Raw genomic sequence first — 14456 nt, forward strand, 5'->3', positions numbered from 1 at the left:
ACTTTTACCACCGCTGTTCAGGTTGCTGCGGTACCCTGGGTGACCGGTCCTCACGGATCTTCCGAAGCAGCTCGTGCTGAAAATCCTTTTCAGCCTGGTACAATTTCAGTACTTTCTTGATCGGAAGAACTTCCTTGAAATGAATGTAATACTCTTTCTGGACATCCAGGAGTTTCTGTGATTTAATGATCTGATTATCAGCGATCTCTGTTGCTTCTTCGTCTGTCAGCGCATCAATGTCCAGGCCCCGGATGTCATAACCTTTGAACATTTCTTTCATGACCATTTCGCGTTTGTCCTGGTATTCGTTGTAAACCGGCCAGAACCGCTCGGCTTCCGCCGGGGTCAGGGATAGCCGGTCCGTCATAAATGCGATCTTGTGTGTCTGTACGACCTCCCGCCTGGTGTCGGGTTTGTCGCTGGTCTGACCGGCAACGGTGACGGTCAGTAAGAATGACGCCAGGCAAAACAGGCCGGGCATTGCGGTTAAAAAGGCTCGTTTCATCTTATTTTATCTGTTGTTGGTTAAGTTTCAGTATGGTTCTTCAATCATCAATTCCTCCGGTGCGTACGCAGAGAGCAGGTACTCTTCGATATCATCGCTAGTCAGTTCGTCAAGCCCTTCCATGGAGAGCATTTCGGCGCTGACTTGCTCTCCCTTTTGGGCGATCCAGTCGTCAAACAGGGATTCGTCCAGGTCCACCAGGTAGCCGTCGAACTCCATCAGCTCCCTTGCGGTGATCTGTTGAAGTTCACTGATCAGCGGCTGTAGGGGTTGAGGTCGCTGTGCAATGTAGGCGATCGTAAATGCGATGAAGATCACGGATGCGGCCAGCGCAACCTTATAGGGCCATTTCCATTCAATGACCGTCCGGATGACATCCCTCCCGGTATCATCTTTTTCGGATATGTTATCCAGTATTTCAGCAGGAAGCCGGTCGAAATAACCTTCCGGGACAGCGAACGGATCTTTTCCGCGCAATCCTTCAAGGAGCGGATACGGATTTTCATCCTTGTCCTCTTTCCTCAAAATGGCCTTGTCTTCTGAATTCTTCATTTCTTTGTTAGACATTGGATCTTCCCCGGGGTTTAATCCTTTTTCAGTGAATCCTCAATTTTTTTTGCAGCAATGTGATAGGAGGCCTTCAGCGCACCAACAGATGTTTTCAGTATTGCCGAAATATCCTCATACGGCATCTCATCGTAATAGCGCATGTTGAACACGAGCCGTTGCCGGGGCGGAAGCTTCATCAACGCTTTTTGCAACTTCAGCTGGATCTGGTCACCGGTAAAAAAGGGATCATCGGCCAGGGATTCGGCTTTTTGCCGGAAGGGCTCCAGCATAGGCAACACCGTTTGCAGCCTTTTTTTCCTAAGGAAGCTAAGGCATTCATTCGTGGCGATCCGGTACAACCAAGTGGACAGGGTGGAATCCTCCCTGAACGTTCCCAGCCCTTTCCACACTTTCATAAAGACCTCCTGCACCAGGTCGTTGGCATCCTCGTGGTCCATCACCATCCGGCGGATATGTCCGTACAGCTGCTTCTGGTACTGCTGCACCAGAAGCGAAAAACCGTAGCGGCTCGTTTGCTGGTTGCGTATAAGAGAAAGAAGCTCGGTATCTGTCATACTCAGTAAGCCTGGTAGATCTTGAGATTCAACGTCACCCCCGGTTCGATCCTGAATTTTTTCTCGATCGTGTAGAGTGTCTGGTTGAGGTACTTTGACCGGAAGATGATCCGGTAACTTCCAGGTTGCAGGACGAGCGATTCCTGCAGTTTGTTTTCTTTCAGTTCATAGATCCACTTCAACTCATTTCCGTCTTCCAGATAGAGGCTTCCGTACCCATTGACGGATTTCGACACGACCAGGATGCCGGGCTGTGGGATCTCCACCTGGGTGTTATGACTTTGCCTGATGGAAACATTTTTGATGTGGATGCGCGGGAGAGAAAGTACTTCCAGGTCATACAGGCCGGTCAGGTAGTTCGATGGGACGCCGAAAGTTTGAATGTTGAGTGTCTGCATATCTCCTGCCTTTCTCACGATGCAGTACAGGTCCTTGATCGTCCGGTCGTTTTTTCCGACCCGCAGATCCAGTGTGCCCTGCGGAGCGTCCAGTGCAATGATCGTATGTTTGCCCGGGGTCAGGTTGATGCTGTCGAGCGTGACCGGGGGAAGCGTGTGGACCACCAGGTTATAGGTCAGCAAAGGGTCAATTCTGACCGTATCGGGAAGACCTTTGTTGTTAATGGTGTGGATGAAGTTATACTTCACCTGCCCTGAAACGTGGTCGTAGAAGGTCATGTTTACGTTGGTTTCCGTCGGGTTGCCCTGCGTGTCGAGCAGGTTGACCTGTGCTGTTGTTGAATTCAGGACCTGTGAGATGACGATGTTCAGGGCACTCTGGAATTCTTCTTCATTGGAGGCATCATAATAGGTCCCCACGCATTCAAAGTCACTCCGGAAATTCCTGCCTATGCCAATGATGAAAGGTTTCATTGCGATGCCATTCTTCTGGAGAGCCTGTGAAACGGCACAGGGATCTCCACCGCACTCTTCAATGCCGTCGGTGATCAGCACGATGATGTTCCTGCAATTATCGCAGGGGTAAAAGTCGTTTTGTGTCTGTTCCAGTGCACGGGCAATGGGTGTGCTTCCTTTTGGAATGAGTGTTTTCAGCACATTGATGATCTTTCCGGCATTATTTTGCCCAAAGGGCACCTCCAGCCTGGTGTCGTCACAATCCTGCGGCGGGTATGGCTTCTGGTGCCCGTAGACACGCAGGGCCATCTCCAGATTCGGGGTGGTCCTCAGGCTGTCGAGGATGTGGATCATCAGTTCACGGGCGATCTTGATCTTTTCAGCGCTTTGCCACTGCCCGTACATGCTCTGGGAAGCGTCAAATACGAACAGTATCCTGGTCGTGGGTTTTGGTAATTCCTGTCCGGGCTGAGTTTGCTGCGGCCAGCACACCATTGCCGAAAGTGTTAAAATAAGAACCAGAACATACCGGGCCAGCTTCATCACAGCAAAATGAGGTTTAATATAATAACGGTCTGCAAATTACAATATTTCGTAGAATGGCAGCAGGGAAGGTATTAAATTTTTCATTCCTCCCCCTCCCTGCCCGCAGGGAGGGGGATTGAGGGGGTGGGTACGACTCGAGGGGGTGGGTAAAATTTTCCTACCTTTGCACCAAACCTGACCTGTATGAATCTTAGATCCCATAACATCCTGTCGCTTTTATTCAGTGCACTCCTGATGGCACTTTCCCAGTCCTCCACCGCCCAAACCACCTGGTTCGCATCACCTTCGGAACAGCACTGGGTGGATTCGGTCCTTTCGACGATGACACCCGGGGAAAAAGTTGCACAGATGATGAGCGTACGGGCTTATTCCAACAGGGATCAGGATCACATCAATGCCATCGCTGACCTTGTGCGCAACTATGGCATCGGAGGGGTGACCTTCTTCCAGGGTGGACCGGTACGGCAGGCCCAGCTCACCAACTTCTACCAGGGAATTTCCCGCATACCGCTGCTCGTCTCACTGGATGCCGAATGGGGACTGGGCATGCGCCTCGACAGCACATTCAGCTTTCCGTATCAGATGACCCTCGGCGCCATGACCACCGAGGAACCCTTAGCTCTTATGGCAGCGGCAATTGCACGGCAGCTGAAAAGCATCGGCGTCCACATGAACCTGGCGCCGGTGGTGGATATCAATAACAACCCCGCCAATCCCGTCATCCATATTCGCTCGTTCGGGGAAGACCGGTCCAATGTCGCGCGGAAAGGCATCGCTTATATGAACGGTCTGCAGGACAACGGCGTCATTGCCGTGGCCAAGCACTTCCCCGGGCACGGGGATACGGACTCCGACTCGCATCACACCCTGCCGGTCATACCTCATACCCGGCAGCGGCTCGATACGGTGGAATTGTACCCATTTCGCGAACTGATACACCACGGCCTGGAGGGAACAATGGTTGCCCACCTTTCCATTCCGCAGATCGACACATCATCGGGGATTCCATCTACACTTTCTGAAAAGATCGTTACCGGCTTATTACGTAATTCTCTTACATTTAACGGATTGATCCTGACAGATGCCATGGATATGAAAGGTGTCACCGGCGCTTTTCCGGGTGGGGAGGTGGAACTGAAGGCACTTCAGGCAGGCAACGACCTGCTGGTGCTGCCTGCTGATGTGCCCCTGGCCATCAGCCGAATCCTGAAGGCTCTCAAGGATGGCGAGGTAACGCTGGAAATGATCGAGGGACACTGCAGGAAGATCCTGCAGTACAAGTACAGGGCAGGACTCAGCCAATATCAGCCTTTAGTCATCACAGGACTGAACGACCGGTTGAACGGCCCTGAGAACGTAATGATCGAACGGGCCGTTTACAGAGAAGGGGTCACTCTTGTCTGGGATCCCGATACAATGCTTCCACTGAACAATCTCAGCGATCTTCACCTGGCTTCCCTGAGCATCGGCGCTTCCAGGATCACCGCTTTCCAACGGATGATGGATCACTATGCGGATGTGGAACATTTTGTCCTTCCGGAAGGTTCAGCTCTCTCGCTGAATGATCCGCTCATACGCAACCTGCCTACCTGCGACGCGGTCATCGTCGGACTGCATAACCTGTCGGCCTGGAACAAGAACCTTACTAATCAGGTACTTACTGTCCTTCAGACCCTAACCAAAAGAAAACCGGTCATTCTGGTCGTATTTGGTCATCCGTACTATTTATCTTCTGTCAGGGATCTCGATAACATTTCGGGTATGATTGTGGCTTATCAGGACGGAATCGCCGCACAGGAGATCACAGCGCAGATGATCTTTGGCAGCCTGCCGTTCAGGGGTAAGTTGCCGGTCTCTGCTTCAGGACAATTCCCTGTCCAGACCGGACTGAGCACGGCTGCGAACGGCAAGATAACGTATGTTGAACCTGAGGAACTGGGCATTGACCTGGACACGCTGCGCAGGATTGACTCTGTATTGGCACAGGCGATCCGGGAAAAGGTATTCCCCGGTTGCCAGGTACTCGCGATGAAAGACGGGAAGGTGTTCTACGACAAATGTTTTGGATACCACACGTATGATGGCGACCGTAAGGTGCAGCCGACGGATCTTTATGACCTTGCCTCACTGACCAAACCTCTGGCAACGACCCTGGCGGTCATGAAACTCTACCAGGAGGGCAAGATCGACATTGACCATATGCTGGGAGAGTACCTGCCCTATTTGAGGGGTACGGATAAGAGCCAGATCATCATTCGTGATGTGATGGCACACCAGGCACAATTCGTTCCCTGGATACCGTTCTACAGAAGCCTTCTGAAGGACGGGCTGCCCGATACCAGCGTTTTCAGCCATACGATCTCGGAAGAGTTTCCCGTACGGGTCTGTGAGGGACTTTACATCCACAGGGACTATTCCAATATGATCTTTGATTCGATTGTCAGGTCAGACCTGCTGAAAAGTCAAGGCTACAAGTACAGTGACCTGGGTTTTTATCTTCTGTTCCAGATCATTGAGAACGTGACGAACATACCGTTTGAGGATTATGTAGACCGGTATTTCTATGCGCCGCTGGAACTTTCGACGATGACCTTTCGTCCAAGGGACCGGTTCCCGCTCTCCCGAATCGTTCCGACCGAGTTCGACAGGGAGTTCCGGCACTGCCTGGTGCACGGTGATGTTCACGATCAGGGTGCGGCTCTGTTGGGTGGCGTTTCGGGCCACGCAGGATTGTTTTCCAATGCCAGTGACCTGGCTGTCATCCTTCAGATGCTTCTTCAGAAAGGCGAGTACGGAGGGAAAAGATACCTTGATGCGGAGGTCATCGAGGAATTCACCCGTTATCAGTTCCCTTTGAACAATAACAGGCGGGGACTTGGATTCGATAAACCGGAAACTGACAGGCTTACAAACGGTCCGGCGTGCCCGAGCACTTCGGATAGTAGTTTTGGCCATTCAGGATTCACCGGTACCTATATCTGGGCTGATCCTGAGAATAACCTGGCCTATGTATTCCTGTCAAACCGCGTGTATCCTGATATCTCCAACAACAAACTGATTGATCAACAGTTACGTACAGGGATTCACGAGCTCTTTTACCATTCTCTTCCCAGGAAGGATCAATGATTTTTGTGCCTTTGTGCCTCAGCGGTGAAAAATAAGTTGAATGCCTAGTTGTAAAGGTTCCCCTGGTCATCCTCCTTATCCTCCAGCAGCGGCACGAACCTGAAATATCCGTGGTCTTCCGTTTTGTAACTGCCATCGGGAGCCTTGATGATCCTTGTCATGATCTGCACATCGGAGTTTCCCAGGGGCAGGACCAGGATCCCGCCGACGGTGAGCTGAGTGATGAGAGCGTCGGGAACATAGGGGGCTGCGGCGGTGATCAGTATCTTATTGAAAGGAGCATAGGCCGGCAAACCTTTATAGCCGTCACCATAAAAGACCTTGACATGCGTACAGCCGATGGTTGGCAGGAAGGCCTTGGTTTTCAGGTACAGGCTCTTGATGCGTTCGATGGAATAAACACGTCCCCCCATTTTTGACAGGATCCAGGCCTGGTAACCCGAACCGGTACCAATTTCCAGTATTTTGTCTCCTTTGCGGACGTCGAGTAATTCGGTCTGGAAGGCTACGGTATAGGGTTGAGAGATCGTCTGCCCTGCACCGATGGGGAACGGTTTATCATCATAGGCAAAGGAGTGAAAAGAGGAATCAAAGAAAAAATGACGGGGGACGCTTTCCATGGCCTGCAGCACTCTTTCATCACGTATTCCCTTGCGCCGAATAAGTTCGATCAGTTGTTTGCGCAGTCCCTGGTGCTTGAAGGAATCGATCATAACCGGGCAGGATTGACATTTTTTGGGCGAATTTACTAATTTCAAGGAGCAAAAAGGTACATTTGTAAAAAATTATAAACATGCTGAAGATTGGTGTTCTGGGTGCCGGACATCTTGGGAAGATCCACCTGAAGTGTATCCGTGAGATTGATAAGTATGATCTGCTGGGATTTTATGACCCGGATGAGTCGAATGCGAAAGAAGTTGCCGGGGAGTTTCAAGTTAAGCCGTATATGTCGCTGGAGGAATTGATCGCGCAGTCGGATGTCATTGACATTGTCACGCCCACGGTCAGTCATTTTCAGTGTGCTTCCCTGGCGCTGAAGCAATCCAAACATGTTTTCATTGAAAAACCGGTCGTGACCACTCCGTGGGAAGCCATGGAGCTGATCAAAATAGCCCGGGAGGCCAATGTCAAAGTGCAGGTGGGTCACGTTGAACGCTTCAATCCTGCTTTCCTGGCGGCCCGCCCATTCATCCAGAGCCCTATGTTCATCGAAACACACCGGCTTTCACCTTTCAATCCCAGGGGTACGGACGTACCCGTGGTTCTGGATCTGATGATCCACGACATTGACATTGTTTTGAGCGTCGTGAGGTCGAACGTGCAAAAGATCAGTGCCAGCGGAGTGCCCATTTTAAGCGACACGCCCGACATCGCCAACGCGCGGCTGGAGTTTGACAACGGATGTGTGGCCAATCTTACGGCCAGCCGGATTTCCATGAAGAAAATGCGAAAATCACGCTTCTTTCAGCGTGATGCCTATATCTCGGTTGACTTTCTGGAACAATCACTGGAGATCATCCGCATGAGGGATATGGACCCCGCAAACACCCATCCCCTGGCCATGGTGATCGACCTGGGTGCTGACAGGGGCTCAAGGGAGTTGCTGATTGAAAAACCGGAAATCAAACCGGTCAATGCTATCCGGTACGAACTGGAAACATTTGCACTTTCCATTATCAATGACACCCCTCCTCCTGTGACCATCATTGATGGTTACAACGCACTTGAGATCGCACACCGGATCATGGATAAGATCAACCACGCCTCCATCAGCCTATGAACAGGACAAGAATTTCATCAACGGCTTCATTCAGAGCCCTTTGCGTGGCGATCTTTGCAGCAACAACCCCCTGGCTGGTGTCCTGTAACCAGGATGATGATTCGCTCATTCCTTCATATATAAGCGTCAACGAGGTTGTGTTGCTTCCCGATCCTTCGAATCAATACCTGCATGGTTCGCTGTCGCACCAGATCACCGATATCTGGGTTTATGTTGAAGACCAGACAAAACAGGAATTCATCGGTGCCTTTGAACTACCGGTAACATTCCCCGTGCTGAAAGAGGGGGCCTGGACACTCCTGATCCGGGCAGGGATCAAGGTGAACGGAATCGCCGAAACCAGGGGCGAGTACCCGTTTTATACGGATTTCAGGACACAGGTCAATCTGGTCAGGGACAGTATTCTTGACATACGGCCTTCTTTTAAATATGCTGATTTCTGCTCATTCGTCTGGCTCGAAGATTTTGAGGACGCCACTGTGTCGGTCCAAAGCTCAAGCAGGAGCGATACGGCATTGACCGTCACCTCTCAACCCGGGGAAGTCTTTGAGCAGGAGTACTCCGGAAAGGTTTCGCTGGACAGCGAGCGGTTCTTTTACGAAGGTTACTCCTCCCAGGCCTTTGATCTTCCCGGTCAGGGCACCGAAGTCTACCTTGAGATGGACTTCAGGACCAATACGGAAGTTGTGGTTGGGCTGATGGTCAATTTTCTGACGGAATCCACCCTGGCTCCTGTCGTTATCCTGAATGAGACCGACGAGTGGAAAAAGATCTATGTCAGCCTGAGAAATGCTGTCAGTACGTATACGACGGCTATTAGCTTTAATGTATTTTTTTCAGCCCAAAAACCGGATGAGCTGCAGGCGTCGCTGATCCTGATCGATAATGTGAAACTGATCCATAAATAGGGGAGACGATGAGCAAGAAAGCACAGGTTGCAAAATATGTGATTGCTGATTTCATTGCAGCAGTCCTGGCATGGAGCTTATTCTTTATTTACAGAAAATATTCATTTTATGCGTATGTTTTTAAGGAACCTGACCTTATTTTTTCGGATCCGAATTTTTACCTGGGTATTGTCATCATACCGCTTTTCTGGCTGATCCTGTACATTCTCAGCGGCGCCTACAAGGATGTTTACAGAAAATCACGGTTGCACGAACTCGGTCAGACCTTGCTGACCACGCTGGTGGGGGCCATTTGCATCTTTTTTGCCTTCATCCTCGACGATTTGATCATTTCCTACCGGACCTATTACCAATCTTTTCTGGTGTTGTACGGGCTGCATTTCTGCTTGACGTATTTTTTCCGGCTGATCCTGACGACCATAACGGTACGCAGGATCCATAACAAGAAGATCGGGTTCAATACCCTTCTCATTGGGAGCAGGAAGAATGCGGTGAATATCTACCACGACGTGGAGAACCAGGTAAAATCAAGCGGTAACAGGTTCAACGGATTTGTTCGGATCTCCGGTGACAAACCCGACCATCTGACGGGCATCCTACCCTGTATGGGTGACATAGGGGATCTCAGGGAAATTATCCGGCAAAATAAGATTGAGGAGGTGATCATTGCCAATGAACGTTCTGAAAAGGACAGTGTGGATGACATCATTTCCCTGCTGGGGGAAACCGGGGTCATTATCAAGATCATCCCGGATATGCGTGACATTCTGATGGGATTTGTCAAGACCTCGGCCATCTGGGGCGCTCCGCTGATTCAGGTTACCACGGAGCTTATGCCCGCCTGGCAGGTGTCGATCAAACGGATCATGGATATTGCAGTGGCACTTTTGGCGATGACGCTGCTCTGCCCTCTTTACATTTTTACGGCCATAGGTGTCCTGCTTTCCTCTCCTGGTCCCATCATTTATTCTCAGGAGCGGATCGGGTTGCATGGCAAACCATTTCGCATGCATAAGTTTCGTTCAATGTTACGCGATGCAGAAAAGGGTACTCCCATGCTTTCATCGAAATCCGATTCCCGTATCACATCCTTTGGCAAGTTCATGCGCAAGGTTCGCCTGGATGAGATTCCCCAGTTCTATTCCGTGCTCATCGGTGATATGAGTCTGGTGGGGCCGCGGCCTGAAAGGCAGTTCTTCATTGACCAGATCGTGAAGCGCGCCCCTCATTACCGCGTGCTTCACAAGGTAAAACCCGGCATAACCTCCTGGGGGCAGGTGAAGTACGGATACGCGGAAAACGTAGAACAGATGATCGAACGACTCAAATACGACATCCTTTACATCGAAAACATGTCCATCGCAACGGACCTTAAGATACTGATTTACACAGTAATGATCGTAATTCAGGGTAGGGGGAAATGATTCTGAGAGGAGAAAGGAGAAAGGAGAGAGGAGAGATGAGAAATAAATTAAATTAAATATATCTCATTTCTCCTCTCTCCTCTCTCCTCTCTCCTCTCTCCTCTCTCCTCTCTCCTCTCAATTATAGGAGTCCTTTTTCTATCAGGCAGACGATCTCTTCTATGTCGCGGTCCTCTCCAAGCGGATCATAGTCTGTCTTAAGGTTATAGCCGAAGATGCGTGCGAAGGATTGCCAGAAAAAGGCCCTGAACTCACCGCGCAATTCCTGCACCAGTTCATAGGTGCAGTGCCCTGTTTCGCGGTCAACCAGCTTGATCAGGATTTTGCCCTGTGAAATGGTCAGCTTTTCAAGTTCTTGCTTGTATTGTTTCTTGAGGTCTTCCTCAGCCTGCTGAGTGATCTCTTTGACCTGTTTTTCATCGGTGGCAGCGGCCAGGATCACGCTGTATTCATTGAGTTTTTGACCGGCCAGATGCGCATAGGGGTAAACTTTCCGGATATTTCGTATTAGTTTCTGATGCTTGCGGCCCCACGCATAGTCAGCATAAATAAAAACAGTGGGCAGGTTCATCACGATGATCGTATCGCCATTTTCAACGGTTGCCCTGGCAATAAGTTGTTTGGTTCCCTGTCCGTAACCTGTTGTTACAATGATCATTGCCATTGAAAGAAAAAAGAGTGATCTCTTCATTTGACACTAAAAAAGATTATTAGGACAGGATTACCAATTTTTATGCCACTTTCAGGCGGGATAGATTCGTCTTCCTGAGCTTTTCTTCAGCATAGGCTGCTGTGACATTGAGTTGCCGGATTGATTTGTCGGAAGGCAATTCGAACATGGCATCGGTCATGATGGCCTCAAGAATGGAACGCAAACCACGGGCACCCAGCCGGAACTCAATTGATTTATCCACGATATAATCCAGAACGGCTTCCTCGAAGGTCAGCCGGATGTGATCCATTTCGAAGAGCTTAACGAATTGCTTGATGATCGCATTTTTCGGCTCTGTGAGAATGCGGCGCAAAGATTCTCTGTCGAGCGGGTTAAGGTAGGTAATCACCGGGAGCCGTCCGACGATCTCCGGGATCAGACCAAAGCTTTTCAGATCCGGGGGGGCGATGTACTGCAAGATGTTATCGCGGTCAATGGATTCTTTTTCTTTGCTGACGTTATAGCCGATCAGGTTGGTCTGGAGCCGGGAGGCGATCTTTTTATCGATACCGTCAAACGCTCCGCCGGCAATGAAAAGGATGTCCTGCGTATTGACTGCGATCATTTTTTGTTCAGGGTGCTTACGTCCGCCTTGCGGCGGAACGTTAACGATGGAACCTTCCAGCAGTTTAAGCAGGGCCTGCTGCACGCCTTCGCCTGAAACGTCGCGTGTGATGGAGGGATTGTCGCTTTTGCGGGAGATCTTGTCGATCTCGTCGATAAAAACAATGCCACGCTCTGCGGCAGCAACGTTATAGTCGGCGGCCTGCAGCAAGCGCGTGAGGATGCTCTCCACATCTTCCCCCACGTATCCGGCTTCCGTAAACACGGTTGCATCGGCAATGCAGAAAGGGACCCGCAGCAACCGCGCAATGGTCCGGGCCAGCAGGGTCTTTCCCGTACCGGTTTCCCCGACCAGGATGATGTTGGACTTCTCGATCTCCACATCACTCTGCTCCTTGGCACCCCTTTGCTGCATGATGCGCTTGTAGTGATTGTAGACCGCCACGGAGATGACCTTCTTGGCTTCTTCCTGGCCGATGACGTACAGGTCGAGGTAGGCCTTGATCTCTGCCGGCTTGTGGACTTCCAGCGAGGAGATCTGATCCTGGCTTCGGCTGGTCATTTCTTCGGCAATGATGGCCTGCGCCTGTGCTACACAGTAATCACAGATGTGGGCATCCATCCCCGCTATGAGCATGTTGGTCTCGCGCTTTGACCTGCCGCAGAAAGAGCATTTTTCGTAATCCCTGGCCATAATCCGTAATACGTAAAAAAATGATTAAGGTTCCCCGCCGGTTCAGCTCTTGTTCTTAATGAGCACTTCGTCAATCATGCCATAGACCCTTGCCTCTTCAGCCGTCATCCAGTAATCCCTGTCTGAATCTTTCCAGATCTTTTTAAAGGGCTGATTGGTATGCAGGGCAATGATCTCGTAGAGCTCCTTCTTGATCTTCTGGATCTCCTTCGCCGTGATCTCGATGTCCGAAGCCTGTCCCTGTGCGCCGCCCATAGGTTGATGGATCAGGATACGGGCATGCTTCAGCGCGGTGCGCTTTCCCTTGGTACCGGCACATAACAGGATGGCTCCCATGGAAGCTGCCATCCCGGTACAGATGGTGGCAATATCCGGGGCAATGTACTGCATCGTATCGTAAATGCCCAGCCCGGCATAGACCTGTCCCCCCGGGGTGTTCAAATAGATCTGGATATCCTTGCGGGAATCCACTGACTCCAAAAACAGCAGCTGTGCCTGGATGATGTTGGCAACATAGTCATCGATCGGTACACCCAGGAAAATGATCCTGTCCATCATCAGCCGGGAAAAAACATCCATCGTGGCGATGTTCAGCTGCCGTTCCTCGATGATCGTGGGGGAGATGTAATTCCCGATTGTTGAGGCGTATTTATCTAGGGCAAGACTGTTTATTCCCTTGTGTCCGACTGCATATTTTCTGAATTCATCCTTGTTCATAGGCGTGTGTTTTGATTTTTTGTTTCCTCGGTCAAACGAATAAATTCACTGATAGGTACTTCACTGTAATTGACCTTCAGTTTGTTTTTAAACAGTTCCCTCAGTTTAAGATCGAAGAGGTGGTCGTTGATCTTACGGACTTCCTCTTCGTTTTTCATTACATAATCCACCAGGGAACGATACTTTGCATCGTCATCTTTTTCCCCGGGGCTTATGGATTCAGCTGCCGGTTCTTCCTCGAGTCCGGTTTCATGTTCGTGCCCGTGTTCGTGCTCGTGTTTTTCCTCCGGGTACCGTGCTTTAAAATAGCCCAGGATGTAGTCGCGGATCTCCTCTTCCGATACCCCAAGGTTGTGCTCCCGGATCAGCTTGTTTTCAAGCAGTTGCCATTTAAGGCTTTTGGCGTATTTATCGTAATCTCTTTCAATATCGTCCTTACTGGCTTTATTTTCGTTGGCTTCAAGCAGGTAACGTTTCAGGAACTCATCGGGCAGTTGAATATTCGATCGTTCCATCAACATCCGGATGACGCCGTTCATGAACTGCTGGTCGGTTTCCGGTGTCATCGACCGGGCGATGTCTTTCCGGAGCAGTTCACGGAATTCCTTTTCCGTGGCGATTTTTTCCGCGGGAAAGAGCTGTTGATATAATTCCTCATTCAGTTGCGCGGGTTGGAGGCGCTGGACCTGGTCGATCGTCAGCCGGAAATCGGAGGTAAGGATCTCTGCATGCTCTTTCTTGATCCCGAGCATCTGGGCAGTTTCAACGGCATCACCCGTCGCTGTCAGCGGATTGAAAACGATCACGTCTCCCTTGCCTTTTCCGATGAACTGTTCCCTGATGCTGTCATCTTTGACATAATTCACTGCAATGATTGTGTTATGAATTATCCCATCCCGTTTTGGCTCCCCGTTTTCATCCAGCTCAGTGATCTCACCCCTGACCGTATCTTCCTGCCCGGCGGTTTCCGTATCCACCAGGGTTCCGTGCCGGCGAAGTATGTCGCTGACGGAATCATCCACCATTTTGTCATCTACCGCTATGGTATGGTACGGAACTTCCAGGCTGTCGTTCAACTCCAGGTCAATTTCAGGGCTCAGGCCAATATCAAAGTAGAAATCAAAGGATGTCTGGTTCTCAAAGTCGATCTTTTCGTTTCGCTCCTGGCTTGAAAGCGGCTGACCGAGGATATCCAGCTGATGATCCTTGATGTACTTTTCCAGGTTTTCACTGATCAGCTTCTGGATCTCCTCTGCCAGAATTGCCTTCCCGTACATGCGTTTGATCATCCCGTACGGCACCATGCCAGGGCGGAAACCCGGCATGGTCACTTTCCGGCGGTGTTCACGCAGCGTTTTTTCGACATTCTCCTGATAGTCGGTTTCTTCAAGGTTTATGTGGATCGTTGCCGTAAGCTGACCGGTTGATTCCTGGGTGATGTTCATGGTATGGGTTTTACGATTTTGTGCATTAGGGGAGACAAGCTGCAAACTACAAACTGC

General features: G+C 50.4%; 13 protein-coding genes. 4 read left to right on the forward strand and 9 right to left on the reverse strand.

The features are described 5' to 3' along the window. Positions 1–4: 4 nt before the first annotated feature. The 4 genes from PKI34_06380 to PKI34_06395 are packed head-to-tail and all read right to left on the reverse strand — an operon-like array spanning position 5 to position 3026. Positions 5–505 carry a hypothetical protein gene (locus PKI34_06380; protein ID HNS17429.1) on the reverse strand — a complete coding sequence of 167 codons (501 nt, stop codon included), beginning with the start codon at positions 503–505 and terminating at the stop codon, positions 5–7. Positions 506–532: 27 nt separating this feature from the next. Beyond that, positions 533–1072 carry a hypothetical protein gene (locus PKI34_06385; GenBank protein ID HNS17430.1) on the reverse strand — a complete coding sequence of 180 codons (540 nt, stop codon included), beginning with the start codon at positions 1070–1072 and terminating at the stop codon, positions 533–535. 17 nt (positions 1073–1089) lie between these two features. After that, the gene (locus PKI34_06390) at positions 1090–1629 is read right to left on the reverse strand and encodes an RNA polymerase sigma factor (protein ID HNS17431.1); all 540 of its coding nucleotides are present in this window, start codon (positions 1627–1629) and stop codon (positions 1090–1092) included. 2 nt (positions 1630–1631) lie between these two features. Beyond that, positions 1632–3026: a VWA domain-containing protein gene (locus PKI34_06395; protein HNS17432.1), complete on the reverse strand. Its 1395-nt coding sequence runs from the start codon at positions 3024–3026 to the stop codon at positions 1632–1634. A gap of 186 nt (positions 3027–3212) precedes the next feature. Here PKI34_06395 and PKI34_06400 point away from each other — a divergent pair, with 186 nt between their 5' ends. Next, entirely contained in the window at positions 3213–6155 is a 2943-nt protein-coding gene (locus PKI34_06400; protein HNS17433.1) for a glycoside hydrolase family 3 N-terminal domain-containing protein, read from the forward strand. Positions 6156–6199: 44 nt separating this feature from the next. Here PKI34_06400 and PKI34_06405 read toward each other — a convergent pair whose 3' ends face one another. Then, a complete protein-coding gene (locus tag PKI34_06405) occupies positions 6200–6868 on the reverse strand; it encodes a protein-L-isoaspartate(D-aspartate) O-methyltransferase (GenBank protein ID HNS17434.1) in 669 nt (222 codons plus the stop codon). A gap of 80 nt (positions 6869–6948) precedes the next feature. Here PKI34_06405 and PKI34_06410 point away from each other — a divergent pair, with 80 nt between their 5' ends. The 3 genes from PKI34_06410 to PKI34_06420 are packed head-to-tail and all read left to right on the forward strand — an operon-like array spanning position 6949 to position 10267. Continuing rightward, on the forward strand, positions 6949–7935 hold the full coding sequence (locus PKI34_06410; protein HNS17435.1) for a Gfo/Idh/MocA family oxidoreductase: 987 nt from the start codon (positions 6949–6951) through the stop codon (positions 7933–7935). Then, positions 7932–8843 (forward strand): hypothetical protein, encoded by a 912-nt coding sequence (locus PKI34_06415; protein HNS17436.1) that lies wholly within the window; start codon positions 7932–7934, stop codon positions 8841–8843. Before PKI34_06410 ends, PKI34_06415 begins: the two co-directional genes overlap by 4 nt. An 8-nt stretch (positions 8844–8851) precedes the next feature. Then, entirely contained in the window at positions 8852–10267 is a 1416-nt protein-coding gene (locus PKI34_06420) for a sugar transferase (protein HNS17437.1), read from the forward strand. A 121-nt stretch (positions 10268–10388) separates the two neighbouring features. On the opposite strand, the gene PKI34_06425 is transcribed toward PKI34_06420, so the two are convergent. Genes PKI34_06425 through tig form a run of 4 tightly spaced genes read right to left on the reverse strand, consistent with a single transcriptional unit; the run spans position 10389 to position 14399 of the window. Beyond that, complete coding sequence (locus tag PKI34_06425; GenBank protein HNS17438.1) at positions 10389–10958, reverse strand: DUF4294 domain-containing protein; 570 nt, start codon at positions 10956–10958, stop codon at positions 10389–10391. Positions 10959–10998: 40 nt separating this feature from the next. Continuing rightward, positions 10999–12237, reverse strand: a complete 1239-nt coding sequence (gene clpX, locus PKI34_06430; GenBank protein ID HNS17439.1) for an ATP-dependent Clp protease ATP-binding subunit ClpX — start codon at positions 12235–12237, stop codon at positions 10999–11001. Positions 12238–12279: 42 nt separating this feature from the next. Next, positions 12280–12954, reverse strand: coding sequence for an ATP-dependent Clp endopeptidase proteolytic subunit ClpP (gene clpP / locus PKI34_06435; GenBank protein HNS17440.1), 675 nt, complete (start codon positions 12952–12954; stop codon positions 12280–12282). Further along, positions 12951–14399, reverse strand: a complete 1449-nt coding sequence (gene tig, locus PKI34_06440; protein ID HNS17441.1) for a trigger factor — start codon at positions 14397–14399, stop codon at positions 12951–12953. The genes clpP and tig overlap by 4 nt, the downstream gene beginning before the upstream one ends. Between the last annotated feature and the right edge of the window lie 57 nt (positions 14400–14456).

This window comes from Bacteroidales bacterium (assembly GCA_035342335.1).
In the GTDB taxonomy this organism is placed as follows: Bacteria; Bacteroidota; Bacteroidia; order Bacteroidales; family JAGONC01; genus JAGONC01.

What these genes read in the sequence shown, in the direction of transcription:
- PKI34_06395 (HNS17432.1), bottom strand. Translation starts at nt 3,026, where the DNA reads ATGAAGCTGGCCCGGTATGTTCTGGTTCTTATTTTAACACTTTCGGCA.
- PKI34_06400 (HNS17433.1), top strand. Translation starts at nt 3,213, where the DNA reads ATGAATCTTAGATCCCATAACATCCTGTCGCTTTTATTCAGTGCACTC.
- PKI34_06415 (HNS17436.1), top strand. Translation starts at nt 7,932, where the DNA reads ATGAACAGGACAAGAATTTCATCAACGGCTTCATTCAGAGCCCTTTGC.
- PKI34_06410 (HNS17435.1), top strand. Translation starts at nt 6,949, where the DNA reads ATGCTGAAGATTGGTGTTCTGGGTGCCGGACATCTTGGGAAGATCCAC.
- PKI34_06390 (HNS17431.1), bottom strand. Translation starts at nt 1,629, where the DNA reads ATGACAGATACCGAGCTTCTTTCTCTTATACGCAACCAGCAAACGAGC.
- tig (HNS17441.1), bottom strand. Translation starts at nt 14,399, where the DNA reads ATGAACATCACCCAGGAATCAACCGGTCAGCTTACGGCAACGATCCAC.
- PKI34_06405 (HNS17434.1), bottom strand. Translation starts at nt 6,868, where the DNA reads ATGATCGATTCCTTCAAGCACCAGGGACTGCGCAAACAACTGATCGAA.
- PKI34_06380 (HNS17429.1), bottom strand. Translation starts at nt 505, where the DNA reads ATGAAACGAGCCTTTTTAACCGCAATGCCCGGCCTGTTTTGCCTGGCG.
- clpP (HNS17440.1), bottom strand. Translation starts at nt 12,954, where the DNA reads ATGAACAAGGATGAATTCAGAAAATATGCAGTCGGACACAAGGGAATA.
- PKI34_06420 (HNS17437.1), top strand. Translation starts at nt 8,852, where the DNA reads ATGAGCAAGAAAGCACAGGTTGCAAAATATGTGATTGCTGATTTCATT.
- PKI34_06385 (HNS17430.1), bottom strand. Translation starts at nt 1,072, where the DNA reads ATGTCTAACAAAGAAATGAAGAATTCAGAAGACAAGGCCATTTTGAGG.
- clpX (HNS17439.1), bottom strand. Translation starts at nt 12,237, where the DNA reads ATGGCCAGGGATTACGAAAAATGCTCTTTCTGCGGCAGGTCAAAGCGC.
- PKI34_06425 (HNS17438.1), bottom strand. Translation starts at nt 10,958, where the DNA reads ATGAAGAGATCACTCTTTTTTCTTTCAATGGCAATGATCATTGTAACA.